Origin of the sequence: Synechococcus sp. FACHB-909 (genome assembly GCF_014698945.1) — a bacterium.
GTDB lineage: Bacteria > Cyanobacteriota > Cyanobacteriia > PCC-6307 > Cyanobiaceae > Cyanobium.
This window is the reverse complement of sequence record NZ_JACJTY010000003.1, coordinates 173,233-186,476: the sequence shown is the minus strand read 5'-3', so window position 1 is coordinate 186,476 and position 13,244 is coordinate 173,233. Positions and strand designations below refer to the sequence as shown.

Sequence of the window (13,244 nt, the reverse complement as noted above, 5' to 3'; positions counted from 1 at the left end):
ACTGCCGTTAACTGTGAACCTCTTCTGGAGAGGTTGACGGCGATGGCTGAGCCCCGGACTTCTCCCCTTCCCGACGCCTCCTTGGCGGCTGCGGGTGCGGCGGCCGGCCTCCAGCCGATCCTCGACGCCCTGCCGGACCCGTTCCTGCTGCTGCGGCCCGAGCGGGTCTCCGGCGGCGCCATCCACGATTTCATCTGCACCTATGCCAACGGGGCGGCCTGCCGTCTCCATGGCCACCAGCTCGACCGGATCGTGGGGGCCCGGCTGCTGGATCTCCATCCGTCCCGGTGCCCCAGCGGCCTGTTCGAGCAAGGTGTCCGGGCCTTCGAGGCGGGCCAGACCGTGGAGGTTTCAGCCCCCGGCCGGCCGGGCGATGTCCCGGTGGCCCCACGGACCCTGCGGCTGTTCCCCGCCGGCGGGTGGCTCTGCTGCCTCTGGAGCGGGGCGAGCGAACCGGCCGACCTGCGCCGACGGCTTTCGGAGCTCGACCACAGCCAGCGCCACGACGCCGTCTCCGGCCTGGCCGTCCGCAGCGTCGCCCTGGCCCGGATCCGCCAGGCCCTCGATCGCCAGGCGGGCACCGGCTCGATCCTGGCGGTGCTCAGCATCGGCGTGGACGGGCTCACCCCGGTGAACGATGCCCTTACCCATGCCGGCGGCGACCAGCTGATCGCCTTCCTGGCGGGGAGGATCGTCCGGGAGATCGGCGAGCCGGACCGGGTGGGCCGCGGCACCGGCGATGAATTCATCGTCCTGCTCAGTGATCTGGCCTCCGCGGCCGAGGCCGCCCACACGGCCGAGAGGATCCTCACGGCCTGCCGGGCGCCGATCACCATCGGCGGGCAGCCCATCGATCCCACCGTGAGCATCGGCATCGCCACCACCGCCGGCGGCGCCCTCCCCGACGAGCTGCTGCGGGATGCCAGCCTCGCCATGCGTCAGGCCAAGGCCCGGGGCCGCAACTGCTTCGCCCTGCTCGACGACGCCCTGGCCACCGAGGCCCACACGCGCCTGCTGTTCGCGGCCGAGATCCAGCGGGGGCTGGTGATGGAGGAGTTCGCCGCCTGGTTCATGCCGATCGTCTGCTTCGCGAGCGGCGAGGTCACCGGCTACGAGGCCCTGGCCCGCTGGGTGCGCCCCGATGGCATCGACGTCACTCCCGCCGAGTTCCTGCCCTGCGCCGAGCGCCGCGGCCTGATCGCCCGGATCGACCAGCTGGTGCTGCGCCAGGCCCTGGCGGCCCTCTCGCGGCTGCCCGAAGGCCTCACCATGGCGGTGAACGTCTCGGCGGCCACCCTCGCCCAGCCCGATCACCCCGAGCTGGTGGCCGAAGCCCTCGAGGCCGCCCGGGTGAGCCCGGATCGGCTGCATCTGGAGGTCACCGAGACGGCCCTGCTCAGCGTCACCGACCGGATCCGGCAGCAGATGGAGCAGCTCGCCGGCCGTGGGGTCCGCTGGTACGTGGATGACTTCGGCACCGGTTACTCCTCGGTCAGCCATCTCCGGGATCTGCCCATCGCCGGGCTGAAGCTGGACCGTTCCTTCACCTGTGCGATGCGGGCGAAGGACACCAAGAGCCTGCGGCTGTCCCAGGCGTTGGTGGGGGTGGCCGAAGGCCTGGAGCTCGACACCGTGGCCGAGGGGGTGGAAACCATCGAGGAGGCCCGTCTGCTCACCTCCCAGGGCTGGCTGCGGGGCCAGGGCTGGCTCTACGGCAAGGCGGCTCCCCTGGCGCCGTAGGGCCCTGCCGGCCGGAGCTGATTCAGCCCAGTTCGGCGCAGCAGGCCGCGAAGGCCGCCGCCGGGTCGGCGGCGCCGCTGATCGGGCGACCGATCACCAGCTGGCTGGCGCCGGCCGCCACGGCCTGTGCCGGTGTCATCACCCGCCGTTGATCGGCCGTCTCACTGCCGGCGGGGCGGATCCCGGGGGTCACCAGGGCGAAGGGCCGGGGATGGGCGGCCCGCAGCCGGGCCACCTCCAGGGGGGAGCAGACCGCACCGGTGAGGCCCGCCGCCGCCGCCAGCGCCGCCAGCTGGCCCGCGTAGGTCTCCAGCGGTGCTTCGATGGCCAGTTCGCAGCGGAAGCGGTCGGGATCCCAGCTGGTCAGCACGGTCACCGCCAGCAGGGTGGGGGCGCCCAGTCCCTCCTCGGCGGCGCCCTCCACGGCCGCGGCCTGGGCGGCGGCGAGGGCCTCGCTGCCGGCGCAGGCGTGCACGGTGATCAGCTCCGCCCCCAGCCGGGCGGCGCTGCGGCAGGCGCCGGCCATGGTGGCGGGGATGTCGTGGAACTTCAGATCCAGGAACACCCGCAGGCCCCGCCGCCGCAGCTCCCGCACCACCCCTGGCCCGGCGGCCGTGAACAGCTCCAGGCCCACCTTCACCCAGCGCAGCTCCGGAACCGCCGCCACCAGGGCCACGGCCTCCTCGGCCGTGCCGCGGTCGAGGGCGAGGATGATCCGATCGGCCGGGTCAAGGGCGGGCTCCATGGCCGTGGCGGGGCGTGCGGCGTCCGCCATCAGGCCACCAGCCGCCGGAAGGTTTTCCGGCCCAGCTGCAGCACCTTGCCGTCGAGTTCCTCGGCGCTGGCGAACTCCTGGTTGGGGTCGCTGAGCTTTTCGCCGTCGAGCTTGACGCCGCCCCCCTGGATCTGGCGCCGCCCCTCGCTGCTGCTGGCGCAGACCTGCAGGGCGCTGAGCAGGTAGAAGGCCTTCAGCGGGAAGGCCAGCCCGGCCAGGGAGGCTTCGGGGACGCTGTCCGCCTGGAGGCCGTCCCCAGCCCCCCCCGCTCCGGCGAGGCCGGCGCCCACCAGCCCGGCCGCATCCCCCTGGGCCTGCAGGGCCGCGTCGCGCCCGTGGCGGCTGGCGGTGACCTCCAGGGCCATGGCCTTCTGCCGCTCCCGGGGGTTGGTGGGCAGGGCCGCCGTGTCCAGATCGGTCAGCAGGGTGAGGTAGTCCTCCACCACCGCGTCCGGCACCTTCTCGAGCTTGGAGTACATCGACAGGGGGTCCTCCATCAGCCCGACGGTGTTGCCCAGGCTCTTGCTCATCTTCTGCACCCCGTCGAGGCCGGGCAGGATCGGCAGCAGCAGCCCGAACTGGGGCCGCTGGCCGAAATGCCGCTGCATGTCGCGCCCCATGGCCACGTTGAACTTCTGGTCGGTGCCGCCCAGTTCCAGGTCGGCGGCGACGGCCACCGAGTCGTAGCCCTGCAGCAGGGGATAGAGGAACTCGTGCAGGCTGATGGGTGTGCCCGAGCCGTAGCGGTTGGCGAAGTCCTCCTTGGCCAGCATCTGGCCCACGGTGCTGATGCCCAGCAGCTCGATCACCTGGGGCAGCGCCAGGCCGGCGAGCCACTCGGAGTTGCGTCGCACCTCCAGCCGGCCGGGGGTCTCGAAGTCGAGCAGGGAGCGCTCGGGGGGCTGGCCCTGGCCCAGCTGGGCCAGGTAGGTGGCGGCATTGGCCTCGACCGCCGCCGCGTCCAGCTGCACGCGGGTGCTGCTCTTGCCGGTGGGATCGCCGATGCGGGCCGTGAAGTCGCCGATGATCAGCACCGCCGTGTGGCCGGCGTTCTGGAAGGCGCGCAGCTTGCGGAACAGGAGGCTGTGGCCGAGGTGGATGTCGCTGCCGGTGGGATCGATGCCCAGCTTCACCCGCAGGGGCCGCCCCTGGCGTTCCGCCTCCGCCAGCCGGGCCTCGAGCCGCTGATCCGGGTCGGGATCCTTGCCGGCGGGGAACAGGTCAGCCATGCCCCGGGCCAGGGCGTCGGCCAGCGGCGGCACCGTCAGCGGCGCTGCCTGTTTCGCGTGCTCCGCTTCCCCCATCGACACCAGCCGCCTGCCTGGGGGGGATGGTAGGCAGCCGTGGTGCTCCGCTCGCTCAGCCCAGCAGGGCCACCACATCGGCCGCGGCCCGCTCGCCACTGGCCACCGCACCCTCGAAGAAGCCCGGCCAGCGCTCCGCCACCTCCGTGCCGGCCCAGAACACCCGGCCGTGGGGCCGCAGCAGGGCGTCGCCGCTGCCGGTCCACAGCCCGGGGGGCATCCAGCTGGCAAAGGCGCCGCCGACGAAGGGCTCCCGCGGCCAGTCCTTCTCGACGTAGTCGAGCGGCTCCAGCGCCATCGGGCCGAAGTAGGCGGCCAGATCCTCCAGGACCGCCGCCCGGCGCTGCTCGGCGTCCAGGGTCGACCAGCGCCCGTGGCGGTGGCCCGCCACGAAGGCGGCGATCACCCCCAGACCGGTTTCGGGATCGGAGCTGTCGGCGCAGAGTTCCACCCAGGGGCGATCGCCGATGCCGATGCCGGCCAGTCCGGCCTCCCGCCACCAAGGGCTGCGGTAGGCGACCAGCACCTTGGCGCAGCGGCCCATGGCCATGCCCTCCTGGAGGGCGAGCCGATCGGCCGGCAGCTCGGGCGTGAAGCGGATCGCGCCCGCCATCGCCGGTGGCATGGCCACGATCACCGCCCGGCAGCGGTGGCTGGCGTTGTCGGTGGTCACCGTGATGGCGCCCTGCGCGCCGGGGCCGGCGGGACCCTTGCTCTGGTGGATGGCCCGCACGGGCTCCCCCAGCACCAGGGCGTCCCCCAGGCCTTCGGCCAGCAAGGCCGGCAGCTGGCCGGCACCGCCGTGGATCAGCTCCTCCTCGGGGTGGTCGCCCTGGGAGGCCGTGCGCTGCCCCCAGGCCACGTGCAGCAGCGACACCTGCTCCGGCTCCGCCGGCCCGAGAAAACCGACGGCCCGGCAGAAGTAGGCGAAGTACCAGGCGGCGAAGGGGGTGTGGGTGTGGGCCTCGATCCAGTCCTGGAAGCTCAGCCGGTCAAGGGCGTCGGCGTCGGGATGGTGATGGGGATGGCCCTCCGGCAGGGACGCCACCAGCTCCTGGAACCGCTCCAAGGCCTGCATCGCGTCTTCCCAGTCCGCCCTGGGCACGGAGGGCGGCTGCCCCTCCGGGAACCCCTGGAAGAAGCCGCTGAAGGTGCAGCGATGGGAGCCGAAGCAGAGGACCGTCTCACCGTCGTGGGGGGAGGGGAAGCGGCGCAGGCCGTGCTCCTCGAGGAGGGAGCGGAAACGGGAGTGGGTGGCGCCCACCCACTGACCGCCCAGGTCGATCCAGGCGGCGGGCTGGCCCCCGGCTGGCCCGGCCCCCGCCACGTTCAGGGGCGCCCGCACCATGCGGCCGCCCACGGCCGGCGCCGCCTCGATCAGCTGCACCGTCAGGCCGGCCCTGCGCAGGTCCCTGGCGGCCACCACCCCGGCCAGCCCCGCTCCGACGACGATGACGTCCTTCACTCCGGATCAGCCCGCCGCATCGAGCTGGCCCTTCATCCGCTCGAGGGTGAGGGTCATCTGTTCGAACATCTTCTCGGGGGTGAGGCCGAACTGGCCCAGCTGGGTGCGCAGCTGCTCGACGGTGAGCTTGGCCTGGAAGTCCTCGGAGAGTTCGAAGCGCTTCATGAACACCTGATAGCGCTCCATCATCTCCTCCATCCGCTCGATGTACAGCTTCTTGCCCTCGCGGTCGAACTTGCCGTATTCACTGCCCAGCTGCATCAGCTGCTGGTAATCGCTGAACAGCCGCTTCGCTTCGTCCTGGACGATCTCGGAGTCGAAGAAAGCCATGGGGACGTCTGCTCCGGACTGCGGGAGAGATCGATTCTGCAGAGAGCGGGCACCCCTGGGGAGTGCGGATCCACGTATCGCGGTGCCCGGCCCGCCATGGCCGATACCGAAATGGAGCCGATTCCCTTGTGAGGATGACTGGCCCCCATCGCTGGGGTGTCCCCGCCGCTGCGCCCGTGGACCTCACCCCCCTGCTGCCCCAGGTGCGTGACGACCTCAGCCGGGGACTGGCGCTGCTCAACGGTGTCCGGCTGGTGCTGTGCCTGGGCAGCCGGGCCCAGATCACCCTGCTGATGGGCACGCCCGCCCGGATCCTGGGGGCCGCCACCACCGCCGCCGAGGGGCTCGCCCAGGTGCGCCGCCATCGACCCGCCCTGCTGCTGGTCAGCGACCGGCTGGAGGAGGGCTGCGGCGTCGACCTGGTGGTGCAGGTCAAGGCCCGCCACCCCGAGGTCCGCACCCTGCTGCTGGTGACCCAGGAGCACCGCTTCGCCCGGATCCGCCAGGCCCTGCAGGCGGGCTGCGACGGCATCGTGTCGGAGTCGCGGCTGCTCGGCTCCGGTCTCCAGGCCCTGCATGCCGTGCTCAGCGGCGACCTGTACCTCGACCGTGCGCTGGTCGGGGCGGTCCTGGCGGACCAGGAGCCCGGCGGCGACGCCGCCGAGCCGCTCAGTGCCCGGGAGCGGCAGGTGCTCGAGCGGGTGGTGCACGGCCTGACGAACCACGAGATCGCCGGGGAGCTGATGGTTTCCGTCGACACCATCAAGACCCACGTCCGCAACGTGCTGCTCAAGCTGCGGGTCCGGGGCCGGATCCAGGCGGTGGTGATCGGCCTGCAGCTGGGCCTGGTCGACTGGCCCCGACCGGGAGGCACCCGCTAGTTTCAGGCCCGACGTGCGCGCGCTTGGGCCTCCATGGCAGGACGCCACTGGCTGGATCCCCTGGCCCGCCGCCTGCTGGAGGCCACCGGCCAGCTGCCGCCGCTGACGCCATCACCGCCGCAGCCAGGGGCCGCCGGGACTGGGGTCGCCGGGATGGGCGCTGAAGAAGCCGTCGAGCGGGAACTGCTCTCCCTCAAGCTGGCCCTGAACCCGGCGCTGCGGTTCCGGGATGGGGCCGAGGTGCGCCAGGCGGCTGCCCTGGGCTGGAGCCTCGAGGTCAACCTCGCCGAGGCCGGCGACTGGCTGCGGCTGCCCGGCTGCCCCCCTGAGCTGGTGGACCGGCTGACCCGGCTTCAGGGCGAGGGTCAGCAGTGGTCGGGCCCCGGGGATCTGGCCGCCGGGCTCCAGGTGTCCTCCGCCCAGGTGGGGATCTGGCTGCCGGTGCTGCGCTTCCGGCGCCGGGGCCAGCCCAGGCCTGCGCCCTTGCCGCCGCCACTGGCGATCAACCAGGCCTCCGAACGGCTGCTGCAGGAGCGGCTCGGCCTGGGGCCGGAGCGCTGCCGCTGGCTGCTGCAGGAGCGGGCCCGCCAGCCCTTCCGGGACCTGGCCGATCTCCAGCACCGCCTGGAGATCTCCCCCGAGCAGGTGGAGCGCTGGATCGGCCGGTTCCGCTACGACGCCGCCCCGGGGCCGGTGCTGCCCCCGGCCCCGGGGCGGGCCCGATGAGCCGGCAGGGGGAACTGTTTCCGGCGGCGGCGGTGGCCGGCGCCCCGCTGCCTGCTTCGCTGCCCCTGTGGCGGGAGCAGCTGCTCGCCTGGCAGGCCCGACTCGCCGACCATCAGGCGCCGCTCTATGCCGCCACCGGTGCCGCCGCCGCTGCCGCCGCCCCCCTCCAGCAGGGGCAGCTCTTCCCCGTCCCCGCCGACCCCGGCGATCCCCTGGAGCAGGCGCGGCGCCTCGATCCCCTCAGCCTCAGCCCCCAGAGCCTGTCCTTCTGGCGCTGGCCCCGGCTTCCCCAGCAGGGGGCGGCCCTCTATCTGGTGATGGATCGCCCGCCCCAGCTGTCGCTGCCCCTGTTGCTCTACGTCGGCGAGACGGGCCGGGCCGACCAGCGCTGGAAGGGCGACCACGACTGCAAGGACTATCTGGCGGCCTACGGCGAGGCCCTGGCGCGGGCTGGCCTGGAGGCGCGGCCGAGCATCCGCTTCTGGTCGGACGTGCCGGCGGCGGTCGCCCCCCGCCGGGCCCTGGAGCAGGCCCTGATCCGGCGCTGGCTGCCCCCCTTCAACAAGGAGACGCGGGACCGCTGGGCCACCCCGTTCACGGCCGATCCCGCCTGAATTCCAGGGCTGGCCTGGCTACGATCACTGGTCGCCTGCGCTGGGTCCATGGAGTTTCGCTGTCTTGCCGTCGACCGGGACGGCCAACGTCCCCTCACGGAGAGCTGGACGGGGGACACCCTGGTGGTGGGTCTCTTCGCCGGCGGCGGCAGCGGCGACGGGCGGGACCTGGTCGAGGAGCTGGTGGGGGAAGCCCTCAAGGGCTGGCTGCAGCGCCGCCGCTTCGAGGCCAAGAGTGGCCAGACGATCACCCTGGAGCGGCCCGGCGGCACCCCGGCGACGCTGATCCTGGTGGGCCTGGGGGATCCGGCCGAGTTCGGGCTGGACGCCCTGCGCCAGGCCGGTGCCGGTGCGGCCCGCACGGCCGCCAGCGCCGGTGCCGAGGAGCTCGGCCTGTGGTTCCCGCTGGAGGGGCTCGAGCCGGCGGCGGCGGCGGCGGCGATGGCGGAGGCGGTGCGGCTCGGCCTCTATGACGACCAGCGTTTCAAGAGCGAGGCCGAGCCCCGCCCCCTGCCGGCCCGGGTGACCGTGCTCGGGCTGGGGGAGGCCGCGGCGGCGGGCCTGGCCCATGTGGCAGCCACCTGCAGCGGCGTGGAACTGGCCCGGCGGCTGGTGGCGGCTCCGCCCAACAAGGCGACCCCCCAGTCGCTGGCCGACGAGGCCGCCGCCATCGCCGACGCCTTCGGGCTCGAGCTCAAGGTGCTGGAGCGGGCCGACTGTGAGGCCCTCGGCATGGGGGCCTACCTGGGGGTGGCCCAGGGCTCCGACCTGCCCCCCAAGTTCATCCACCTCACCATCAGGCCCACCGGAGAGGTGACCAGGCGGGTGGTGCTGGTGGGCAAGGGGCTCACCTTCGATTCCGGCGGCTACAACCTCAAGACGGCCGGCTCCCAGATCGAGATGATGAAGTACGACATGGGCGGCAGCGCCGCGGTGCTGGGGGCGGCCCGCGCCATCGCCGAGATCCGTCCCGCCGGCCTGGAGGTGCACGTGATCGTGGCCAGCTGCGAAAACATGATCAGCGGCGGCGCCATCCACCCGGGTGATGTGCTCACCGCCTCCAACGGCAAGACCATCGAGATCAACAACACCGACGCGGAGGGGCGCCTCACCCTGGCCGATGCCCTCGTCTACGCCTGCGGCCTGGAGCCCGATGCCATCGTCGATCTCGCCACCCTCACCGGCGCCTGCGTGATCGCCCTGGGCGAGGAGATCGCCGGACTCTGGTCCCCCAGTGACGGCCTGGCCGAGGCCCTGATCGCCGCCGGCACGGCCGGTGGCGAGGCCCTCTGGCGCATGCCCCTGCGCGGCTCCTACAAGAAGGGGCTCAAGAGCCACGTCGCCGACATGAAGAACACCGGCCCGCGGCCCGGGGGCTCGATCACCGCCGCCCTCTTCCTGCAGGACTTCGTGACCCGGGGGCTGCCCTGGGCCCACCTCGACATCGCCGGCACCGTCTGGAGCGACAAGGCGAGGGGGCTCGATCCGGCGGGGGCCACCGGCTTCGGGGTGCGCACCCTGGTGGCCTGGCTGGTGGCGGGCGCCGCGGTCTGAACGGCAGCGCCGCCGTCCCCGGCGGCTTTGGCGGCCGGAGCTTGCGGCCTAGGTTTGCTTCCAGACCAGACAACGCATCGCCCCATGGCCGTTCACAAGATCCGCTGGTACGTGAAGGCCCAGCTCGGTGTGCTCCTGCTCCCCGCCGGGCTCTGCCTGTTCGGGGAGGGGGTGATCCGCAAGGGCATCCAGACCTGGTCAGCCCTGGCGGCAGCGGCCGACCAGGGGCAGTCGCTGCCGGAGGCCGGCCCCTGGGTCTGGTACGGGGCCCTGGGCCTGATCCTGATCAACGCCGGGGTCGGACTGATGATCGAGAGCGGCCTGCTGCGTGGCTATCCCCGCACTCCGCCGCGGGCCTGAGCCACCCCTCAGACCGCCACCGGCTCGGTGTCGCCCCTGCCGGGGATGTGGGCGTGCAGTTCGGCGGGGGATTCCAGGCGGTGGATCTGCCAGGTGGCCTTGTCACCGAAACGGGCCTGGAGCTTGTCGAGATCGTCGGACGCCTGCCTCGGGCTCGCGTAGGGCCCGATGTGGCGCGTCTGCAGACCGTCCCGGATGGTCAGCAGATACATACAGAAGCCCTCCGGTGATGGAACAAACGCTAAGGCATTTTCCCGGTCGCGACAGGGGGGGAAGGGCTGTTCGGATTCCCCTGCGGCTGATCGGCATCACCGCCGATGTACGCCCTGCCAAAGGCCCGTCAGAAGGGCTCCGGCGCTGGCTCAGCCGCCCTGCCAGCGCTGGCTGGTGCGGGCCCGCCGGCCCCAGACCGTGTCCAGGCGCCGGTCGCGGCCGCAGGACCAGCGGTAGTAGTTGTACCGGACGCCGTTCCGCTTGGCGTAGTTCTGGTGGTAGCCCTCCGCCGGCCAGAACTTCGCCAGGGGCCGGATCGTCACTTTGATCGCCGCCGCCGGCTTGCCCAGCTCCCGGGCGGCCGCCACCAGGCTGTTGCGGGCCTCCACGGCCTGGTTGGCGCTGGTGGTGAAGATCACGGGCCTGTAGGAATCGCCGCGGTCGCAGAACTGGCCGCCGCCGTCGAGGGGGTCGATGTTGCGCCAGTAGGCCCGCAGCAGGGTGTCGTAGCGGATCTCGGTGTTGTCGAAGCGCACCCGGACCACCTCCTGGTGGCCGCTTCCGCCGGCCGAGACCTGTCGGTAGGTGGGGTTGGCCCCCTTGCCGCCGCTGTAGCCGCTCTCCACGTCGAGGACCCCGGGGAGCACCTCCAGATCGTGCTCCAGGCACCAGAAGCAGCCGCCGGCCAGCACGGCCTCCTCGGTGGCCGCCAGGGCCGGTGCCACCGGCCCGCCGAGGGCGAGCAGCAGCCCCAGCAGCAGCGCGATCAGTCGCATGGCGTGTGTCCCGAGAACGGTTCGAGGATGGCCGTCGCCGCCCGGCGGGTGACGCCCGGCTCCCCCAGCTTCTGCCGCAGCCGAACGTAGCCCTCCTGCACCCGCTCCCGTGCCCCGGAGGCGGGATCGAACAGGGGCAGAAGGGCCGCCAGGATGGCGTCCGGGGTGAAATCGTCCTGGAGCAGTTCCGGCACGAGCCGTTCCTCCAGCACCAGGTTCACCGGGGAGATGTGGGCCACGTTGAAGTGGATCACATGTTTCGCCAGGAACGCCGTCGGCCGGCTCACCCGGTAGCCGGTCACCTGGGGCACCCCCCGCAGGGCCAGTTCCAGGTTGGCCGTGCCGGATTTGGTCAGGGCGGCGTCGGCCGCGGCACAGATCAGGGGCCGCAGGGCATCGGCCTCACCGGCCGGGATCACCCGCACCGCCGTGGCTCCGGCCGCCCGCATGGTCTCGGCCAGGACCGCCTCGAACCCCGGCAGGCCGGCGGGAAGCAGCACCTGCAGGTCGGGATGCTGCCGCTGCAGCAGGGCCACCGCAGCGGCCATCGGCGGCAGCACATAGCGCAGCTCCTGCCGCCGCGAGGCCGGCAGCATCAGCAGCACCGGCGCCTCCGCCGGCAGGCCCAGCCGCTGGCGGGCGTCCTGCCGGGAGGGGCGCTGCTGCAGGGTGTCGATCAGGGGATGGCCCACCCAGGTGACCTGGGCGCCGCGTGCGGCGTAGAAGCTGGCCTCCTCCGGGAAGATCGCCAGGATGCGGTCGGTGAAACCGATCAGCCTGGTGGTGCCGCCGTCGCCGAGGCGGAAGGCCCACTCCTGGGGAGCGATGTAATAGGTGATGGGCACATCGGGGTACAGCCGCCGCAGGCGCAGGCCCAGGTTGACGTTCGCCCCCATGTAGTCGATCAGGACCACCGCATCGGGGGGGTGCTGCTTCAGCCAGCGCCGCACCCTGGCCTGCAGCTTGAGGGTGGGAATGACCAGCGGGATCGGTTCCCACAGGCCGATGGCCCCGAGCTTGGTGGTGTCCGCGAGGAGCTGGGCCCCGGCCCGCTCCATCCGACTCCCCCCGAGCGCCACCACATCGAGGGGCAGGGAACGGCGGGCCGCCTCCTCGTGCAGGGCCTTGACCAGCAGGGAGCCCTGCAGATCACCGGAAACCTCCCCGGTGCTGACCAGCAGTCGCACCATCAGCGCTGGGCCGGCAGCGGTCCGCGCCGGCCCGGCCCCACCGAGGCCTCCAGAAAGGCGCACAGCTCATCGGCCGCGGCCAGCAGGGGGCGCTCCCGGGCCTGGCGCAGGGCGGCGGCCAGCACCAGGTCGCTGCGGTAGATGAGGGTCCAGAGATCCTGCAGCTGGCGGAACTGGGCGCCGTCGTCGAGCTGGGCCATGCCGCTGCGGCGCAGCCCGACGCGGTTCAGTCCCCGGATGCGGCCGGGGTGGCCCTCCACCGTCATGAACGGGGGCACGTCCCGGTCGATGCGGCTCATGCCGCCCACCATCGCCAGGCTGCCGATGTGGACGAACTGGTGGATGCCGAGCACGCCGCCGATCACGGCCCGCTCACCGATCACCACGTGGCCCGCCACCGCCACCCCGTTGGCGATGACGATGCGGTCGGAGAGCTGGCAGTTGTGGCCGATATGGCTGTAGGCCATCAGCAGGTTGCCGTTGCCCAGCACGGTCCGCTCGCCCTCGGCGGTGGCGCGGTTGATGGTCACGCACTCCCGGATCGTGTTCTCATCGCCCATCACCACTTCGGTGGGGGCGCCGCCGTACTTGAGGTCCTGGGGCTCAAGGCCGATGCAGGCCCCCGGGAAGATCCGGTTGCCCTTCCCCATCCGCACCCGCCCGTCGATCACCACGTGGGGACCGATGCGGCTGCCCTCGCCGATCTCCACCTCCGGACCGATCACCGCATAGGGGCCGATCTCCACACCGGAGGCCAGCCGGGCCCTCGGATCGACCAGGGCGGTGGGATGCACCGATGTCGTCATGGCTGCACTCGACATCGCGTCAGTCCACGAGCGAGAACATCAGCTCGCCGGAGCAGACCCGCTCGCCATCGACGGTGGCGGTGGCCTGCACCTTGCCGAAGCGCTTGCGCTTGAGGCTGAGCAGTTCGCAGGTGATCAGCAGCTGGTCGCCGGGAACGACGGGCCGCCGGAAGCGGACCCCGTCGATGCCGGCGAAGACGAACAGCCCCTTGGGCAGATCCGGCATCTGGGTGACGATCAGGCCGCCCACCTGGGCCATGGCCTCGACGATCAGCACTCCCGGCATCAGGGGCCGGCCGGGGAAATGGCCCTGGAACTGCGGTTCGTTGAAGGTGACGTTCTTCAGGGCCACCGCCCGCTGGCCGGGGACGTACTCGATGACCCGATCCACCAGGGCGAAGGGATAGCGATGGGGCAGCAGGTTGAGGATCTGTTCGCTGCTGAGCACCACGGACCGGGCCGTGTCCGCAGCGGGGCCCGCGGGCGTGGCGGGGGCAGCGGCCGTGGCGG

At 72.5% G+C, this 13,244-nt stretch carries 15 protein-coding genes; 6 read left to right on the top strand and 9 right to left on the bottom strand.

All coding sequences use genetic code 11. The annotated features are described in order from the left end of the window. The first annotated feature begins 42 nt into the window (after positions 1 to 42). A complete protein-coding gene (locus H6G99_RS07085; protein ID WP_190610719.1) occupies positions 43 to 1,740 on the top strand; it encodes a sensor domain-containing protein in 1,698 nt (565 codons plus the stop codon). Between the two features lie 22 nt (positions 1,741 to 1,762). On the opposite strand, the gene pyrF is transcribed toward H6G99_RS07085, so the two are convergent. The 4 genes from pyrF to H6G99_RS07065 all read right to left on the bottom strand — a co-directional run bounded on the left by pyrF (position 1,763) and on the right by H6G99_RS07065 (position 5,614). After that, positions 1,763 to 2,515 (bottom strand): orotidine-5'-phosphate decarboxylase, encoded by a 753-nt coding sequence (gene pyrF, locus H6G99_RS07080; protein WP_286191043.1) that lies wholly within the window; start codon positions 2,513 to 2,515, stop codon positions 1,763 to 1,765. Beyond that, entirely contained in the window at positions 2,515 to 3,744 is a 1,230-nt protein-coding gene (tyrS, locus tag H6G99_RS07075; protein WP_190610835.1) for a tyrosine--tRNA ligase, read from the bottom strand. Before tyrS ends, pyrF begins: the two co-directional genes overlap by 1 nt. Positions 3,745 to 3,874: 130 nt before the next feature. Further along, positions 3,875 to 5,284 (bottom strand): flavin monoamine oxidase family protein, encoded by a 1,410-nt coding sequence (locus H6G99_RS07070; protein ID WP_190610717.1) that lies wholly within the window; start codon positions 5,282 to 5,284, stop codon positions 3,875 to 3,877. A gap of 6 nt (positions 5,285 to 5,290) precedes the next feature. Continuing rightward, on the bottom strand, positions 5,291 to 5,614 hold the full coding sequence (locus H6G99_RS07065) for a DUF1825 family protein (protein ID WP_094585584.1): 324 nt from the start codon (positions 5,612 to 5,614) through the stop codon (positions 5,291 to 5,293). A 176-nt stretch (positions 5,615 to 5,790) separates the two neighbouring features. Between H6G99_RS07065 and H6G99_RS07060 the strand changes: the two genes are divergently transcribed. The 5 genes from H6G99_RS07060 (at position 5,791) to H6G99_RS07040 (ending at position 9,749) form a co-directional block, all read left to right on the top strand. Beyond that, on the top strand, positions 5,791 to 6,495 hold the full coding sequence (locus tag H6G99_RS07060; protein ID WP_158219534.1) for a response regulator transcription factor: 705 nt from the start codon (positions 5,791 to 5,793) through the stop codon (positions 6,493 to 6,495). 33 nt (positions 6,496 to 6,528) lie between these two features. Then, a complete protein-coding gene (locus tag H6G99_RS07055) occupies positions 6,529 to 7,221 on the top strand; it encodes a ComEA family DNA-binding protein (RefSeq protein WP_190610716.1) in 693 nt (230 codons plus the stop codon). After that, positions 7,218 to 7,835 (top strand): hypothetical protein, encoded by a 618-nt coding sequence (locus H6G99_RS07050; RefSeq protein WP_094585587.1) that lies wholly within the window; start codon positions 7,218 to 7,220, stop codon positions 7,833 to 7,835. Before H6G99_RS07055 ends, H6G99_RS07050 begins: the two co-directional genes overlap by 4 nt. Before the next feature lie 48 nt (positions 7,836 to 7,883). Continuing rightward, positions 7,884 to 9,389 carry a leucyl aminopeptidase gene (locus tag H6G99_RS07045; protein ID WP_190610714.1) on the top strand — a complete coding sequence of 502 codons (1,506 nt, stop codon included), beginning with the start codon at positions 7,884 to 7,886 and terminating at the stop codon, positions 9,387 to 9,389. Between the two features lie 84 nt (positions 9,390 to 9,473). After that, positions 9,474 to 9,749, top strand: coding sequence for a hypothetical protein (locus H6G99_RS07040; protein ID WP_094585589.1), 276 nt, complete (start codon positions 9,474 to 9,476; stop codon positions 9,747 to 9,749). A gap of 8 nt (positions 9,750 to 9,757) precedes the next feature. On the opposite strand, the gene H6G99_RS07035 is transcribed toward H6G99_RS07040, so the two are convergent. The 5 genes from H6G99_RS07035 to fabZ form a co-directional block, all read right to left on the bottom strand. Further along, positions 9,758 to 9,961, bottom strand: a complete 204-nt coding sequence (locus H6G99_RS07035; protein ID WP_094585590.1) for a hypothetical protein — start codon at positions 9,959 to 9,961, stop codon at positions 9,758 to 9,760. A gap of 150 nt (positions 9,962 to 10,111) precedes the next feature. After that, the gene (msrA, locus tag H6G99_RS07030) at positions 10,112 to 10,738 is read right to left on the bottom strand and encodes a peptide-methionine (S)-S-oxide reductase MsrA (protein WP_094585591.1); all 627 of its coding nucleotides are present in this window, start codon (positions 10,736 to 10,738) and stop codon (positions 10,112 to 10,114) included. Continuing rightward, positions 10,729 to 11,928, bottom strand: a complete 1,200-nt coding sequence (gene lpxB / locus H6G99_RS07025; protein ID WP_190610713.1) for a lipid-A-disaccharide synthase — start codon at positions 11,926 to 11,928, stop codon at positions 10,729 to 10,731. Before lpxB ends, msrA begins: the two co-directional genes overlap by 10 nt. Next, a complete protein-coding gene (gene lpxA, locus H6G99_RS07020; protein ID WP_190610711.1) occupies positions 11,928 to 12,734 on the bottom strand; it encodes an acyl-ACP--UDP-N-acetylglucosamine O-acyltransferase in 807 nt (268 codons plus the stop codon). Before lpxA ends, lpxB begins: the two co-directional genes overlap by 1 nt. 19 nt (positions 12,735 to 12,753) lie before the next feature. Continuing rightward, positions 12,754 to 13,182, bottom strand: coding sequence for a 3-hydroxyacyl-ACP dehydratase FabZ (gene fabZ / locus H6G99_RS07015; protein ID WP_094585651.1), 429 nt, complete (start codon positions 13,180 to 13,182; stop codon positions 12,754 to 12,756). Positions 13,183 to 13,244: the final 62 nt, after the last annotated feature.

Bases quoted from the DNA above. Each gene is read 5' to 3' on its own strand.
- H6G99_RS07085 (WP_190610719.1), top strand. From the start codon at position 43: ATGGCTGAGCCCCGGACTTCTCCCCTTCCCGACGCCTCCTTGGCGGCT.
- pyrF (WP_286191043.1), bottom strand. From the start codon at position 2,515: ATGGCGGACGCCGCACGCCCCGCCACGGCCATGGAGCCCGCCCTTGAC.
- tyrS (WP_190610835.1), bottom strand. From the start codon at position 3,744: ATGGCTGACCTGTTCCCCGCCGGCAAGGATCCCGACCCGGATCAGCGG.
- H6G99_RS07065 (WP_094585584.1), bottom strand. From the start codon at position 5,614: ATGGCTTTCTTCGACTCCGAGATCGTCCAGGACGAAGCGAAGCGGCTG.
- H6G99_RS07055 (WP_190610716.1), top strand. From the start codon at position 6,529: ATGGCAGGACGCCACTGGCTGGATCCCCTGGCCCGCCGCCTGCTGGAG.
- H6G99_RS07050 (WP_094585587.1), top strand. From the start codon at position 7,218: ATGAGCCGGCAGGGGGAACTGTTTCCGGCGGCGGCGGTGGCCGGCGCC.
- H6G99_RS07045 (WP_190610714.1), top strand. From the start codon at position 7,884: ATGGAGTTTCGCTGTCTTGCCGTCGACCGGGACGGCCAACGTCCCCTC.
- H6G99_RS07040 (WP_094585589.1), top strand. From the start codon at position 9,474: ATGGCCGTTCACAAGATCCGCTGGTACGTGAAGGCCCAGCTCGGTGTG.
- H6G99_RS07035 (WP_094585590.1), bottom strand. From the start codon at position 9,961: ATGTATCTGCTGACCATCCGGGACGGTCTGCAGACGCGCCACATCGGG.
- msrA (WP_094585591.1), bottom strand. From the start codon at position 10,738: ATGCGACTGATCGCGCTGCTGCTGGGGCTGCTGCTCGCCCTCGGCGGG.
- lpxB (WP_190610713.1), bottom strand. From the start codon at position 11,928: ATGGTGCGACTGCTGGTCAGCACCGGGGAGGTTTCCGGTGATCTGCAG.
- lpxA (WP_190610711.1), bottom strand. From the start codon at position 12,734: ATGACGACATCGGTGCATCCCACCGCCCTGGTCGATCCGAGGGCCCGG.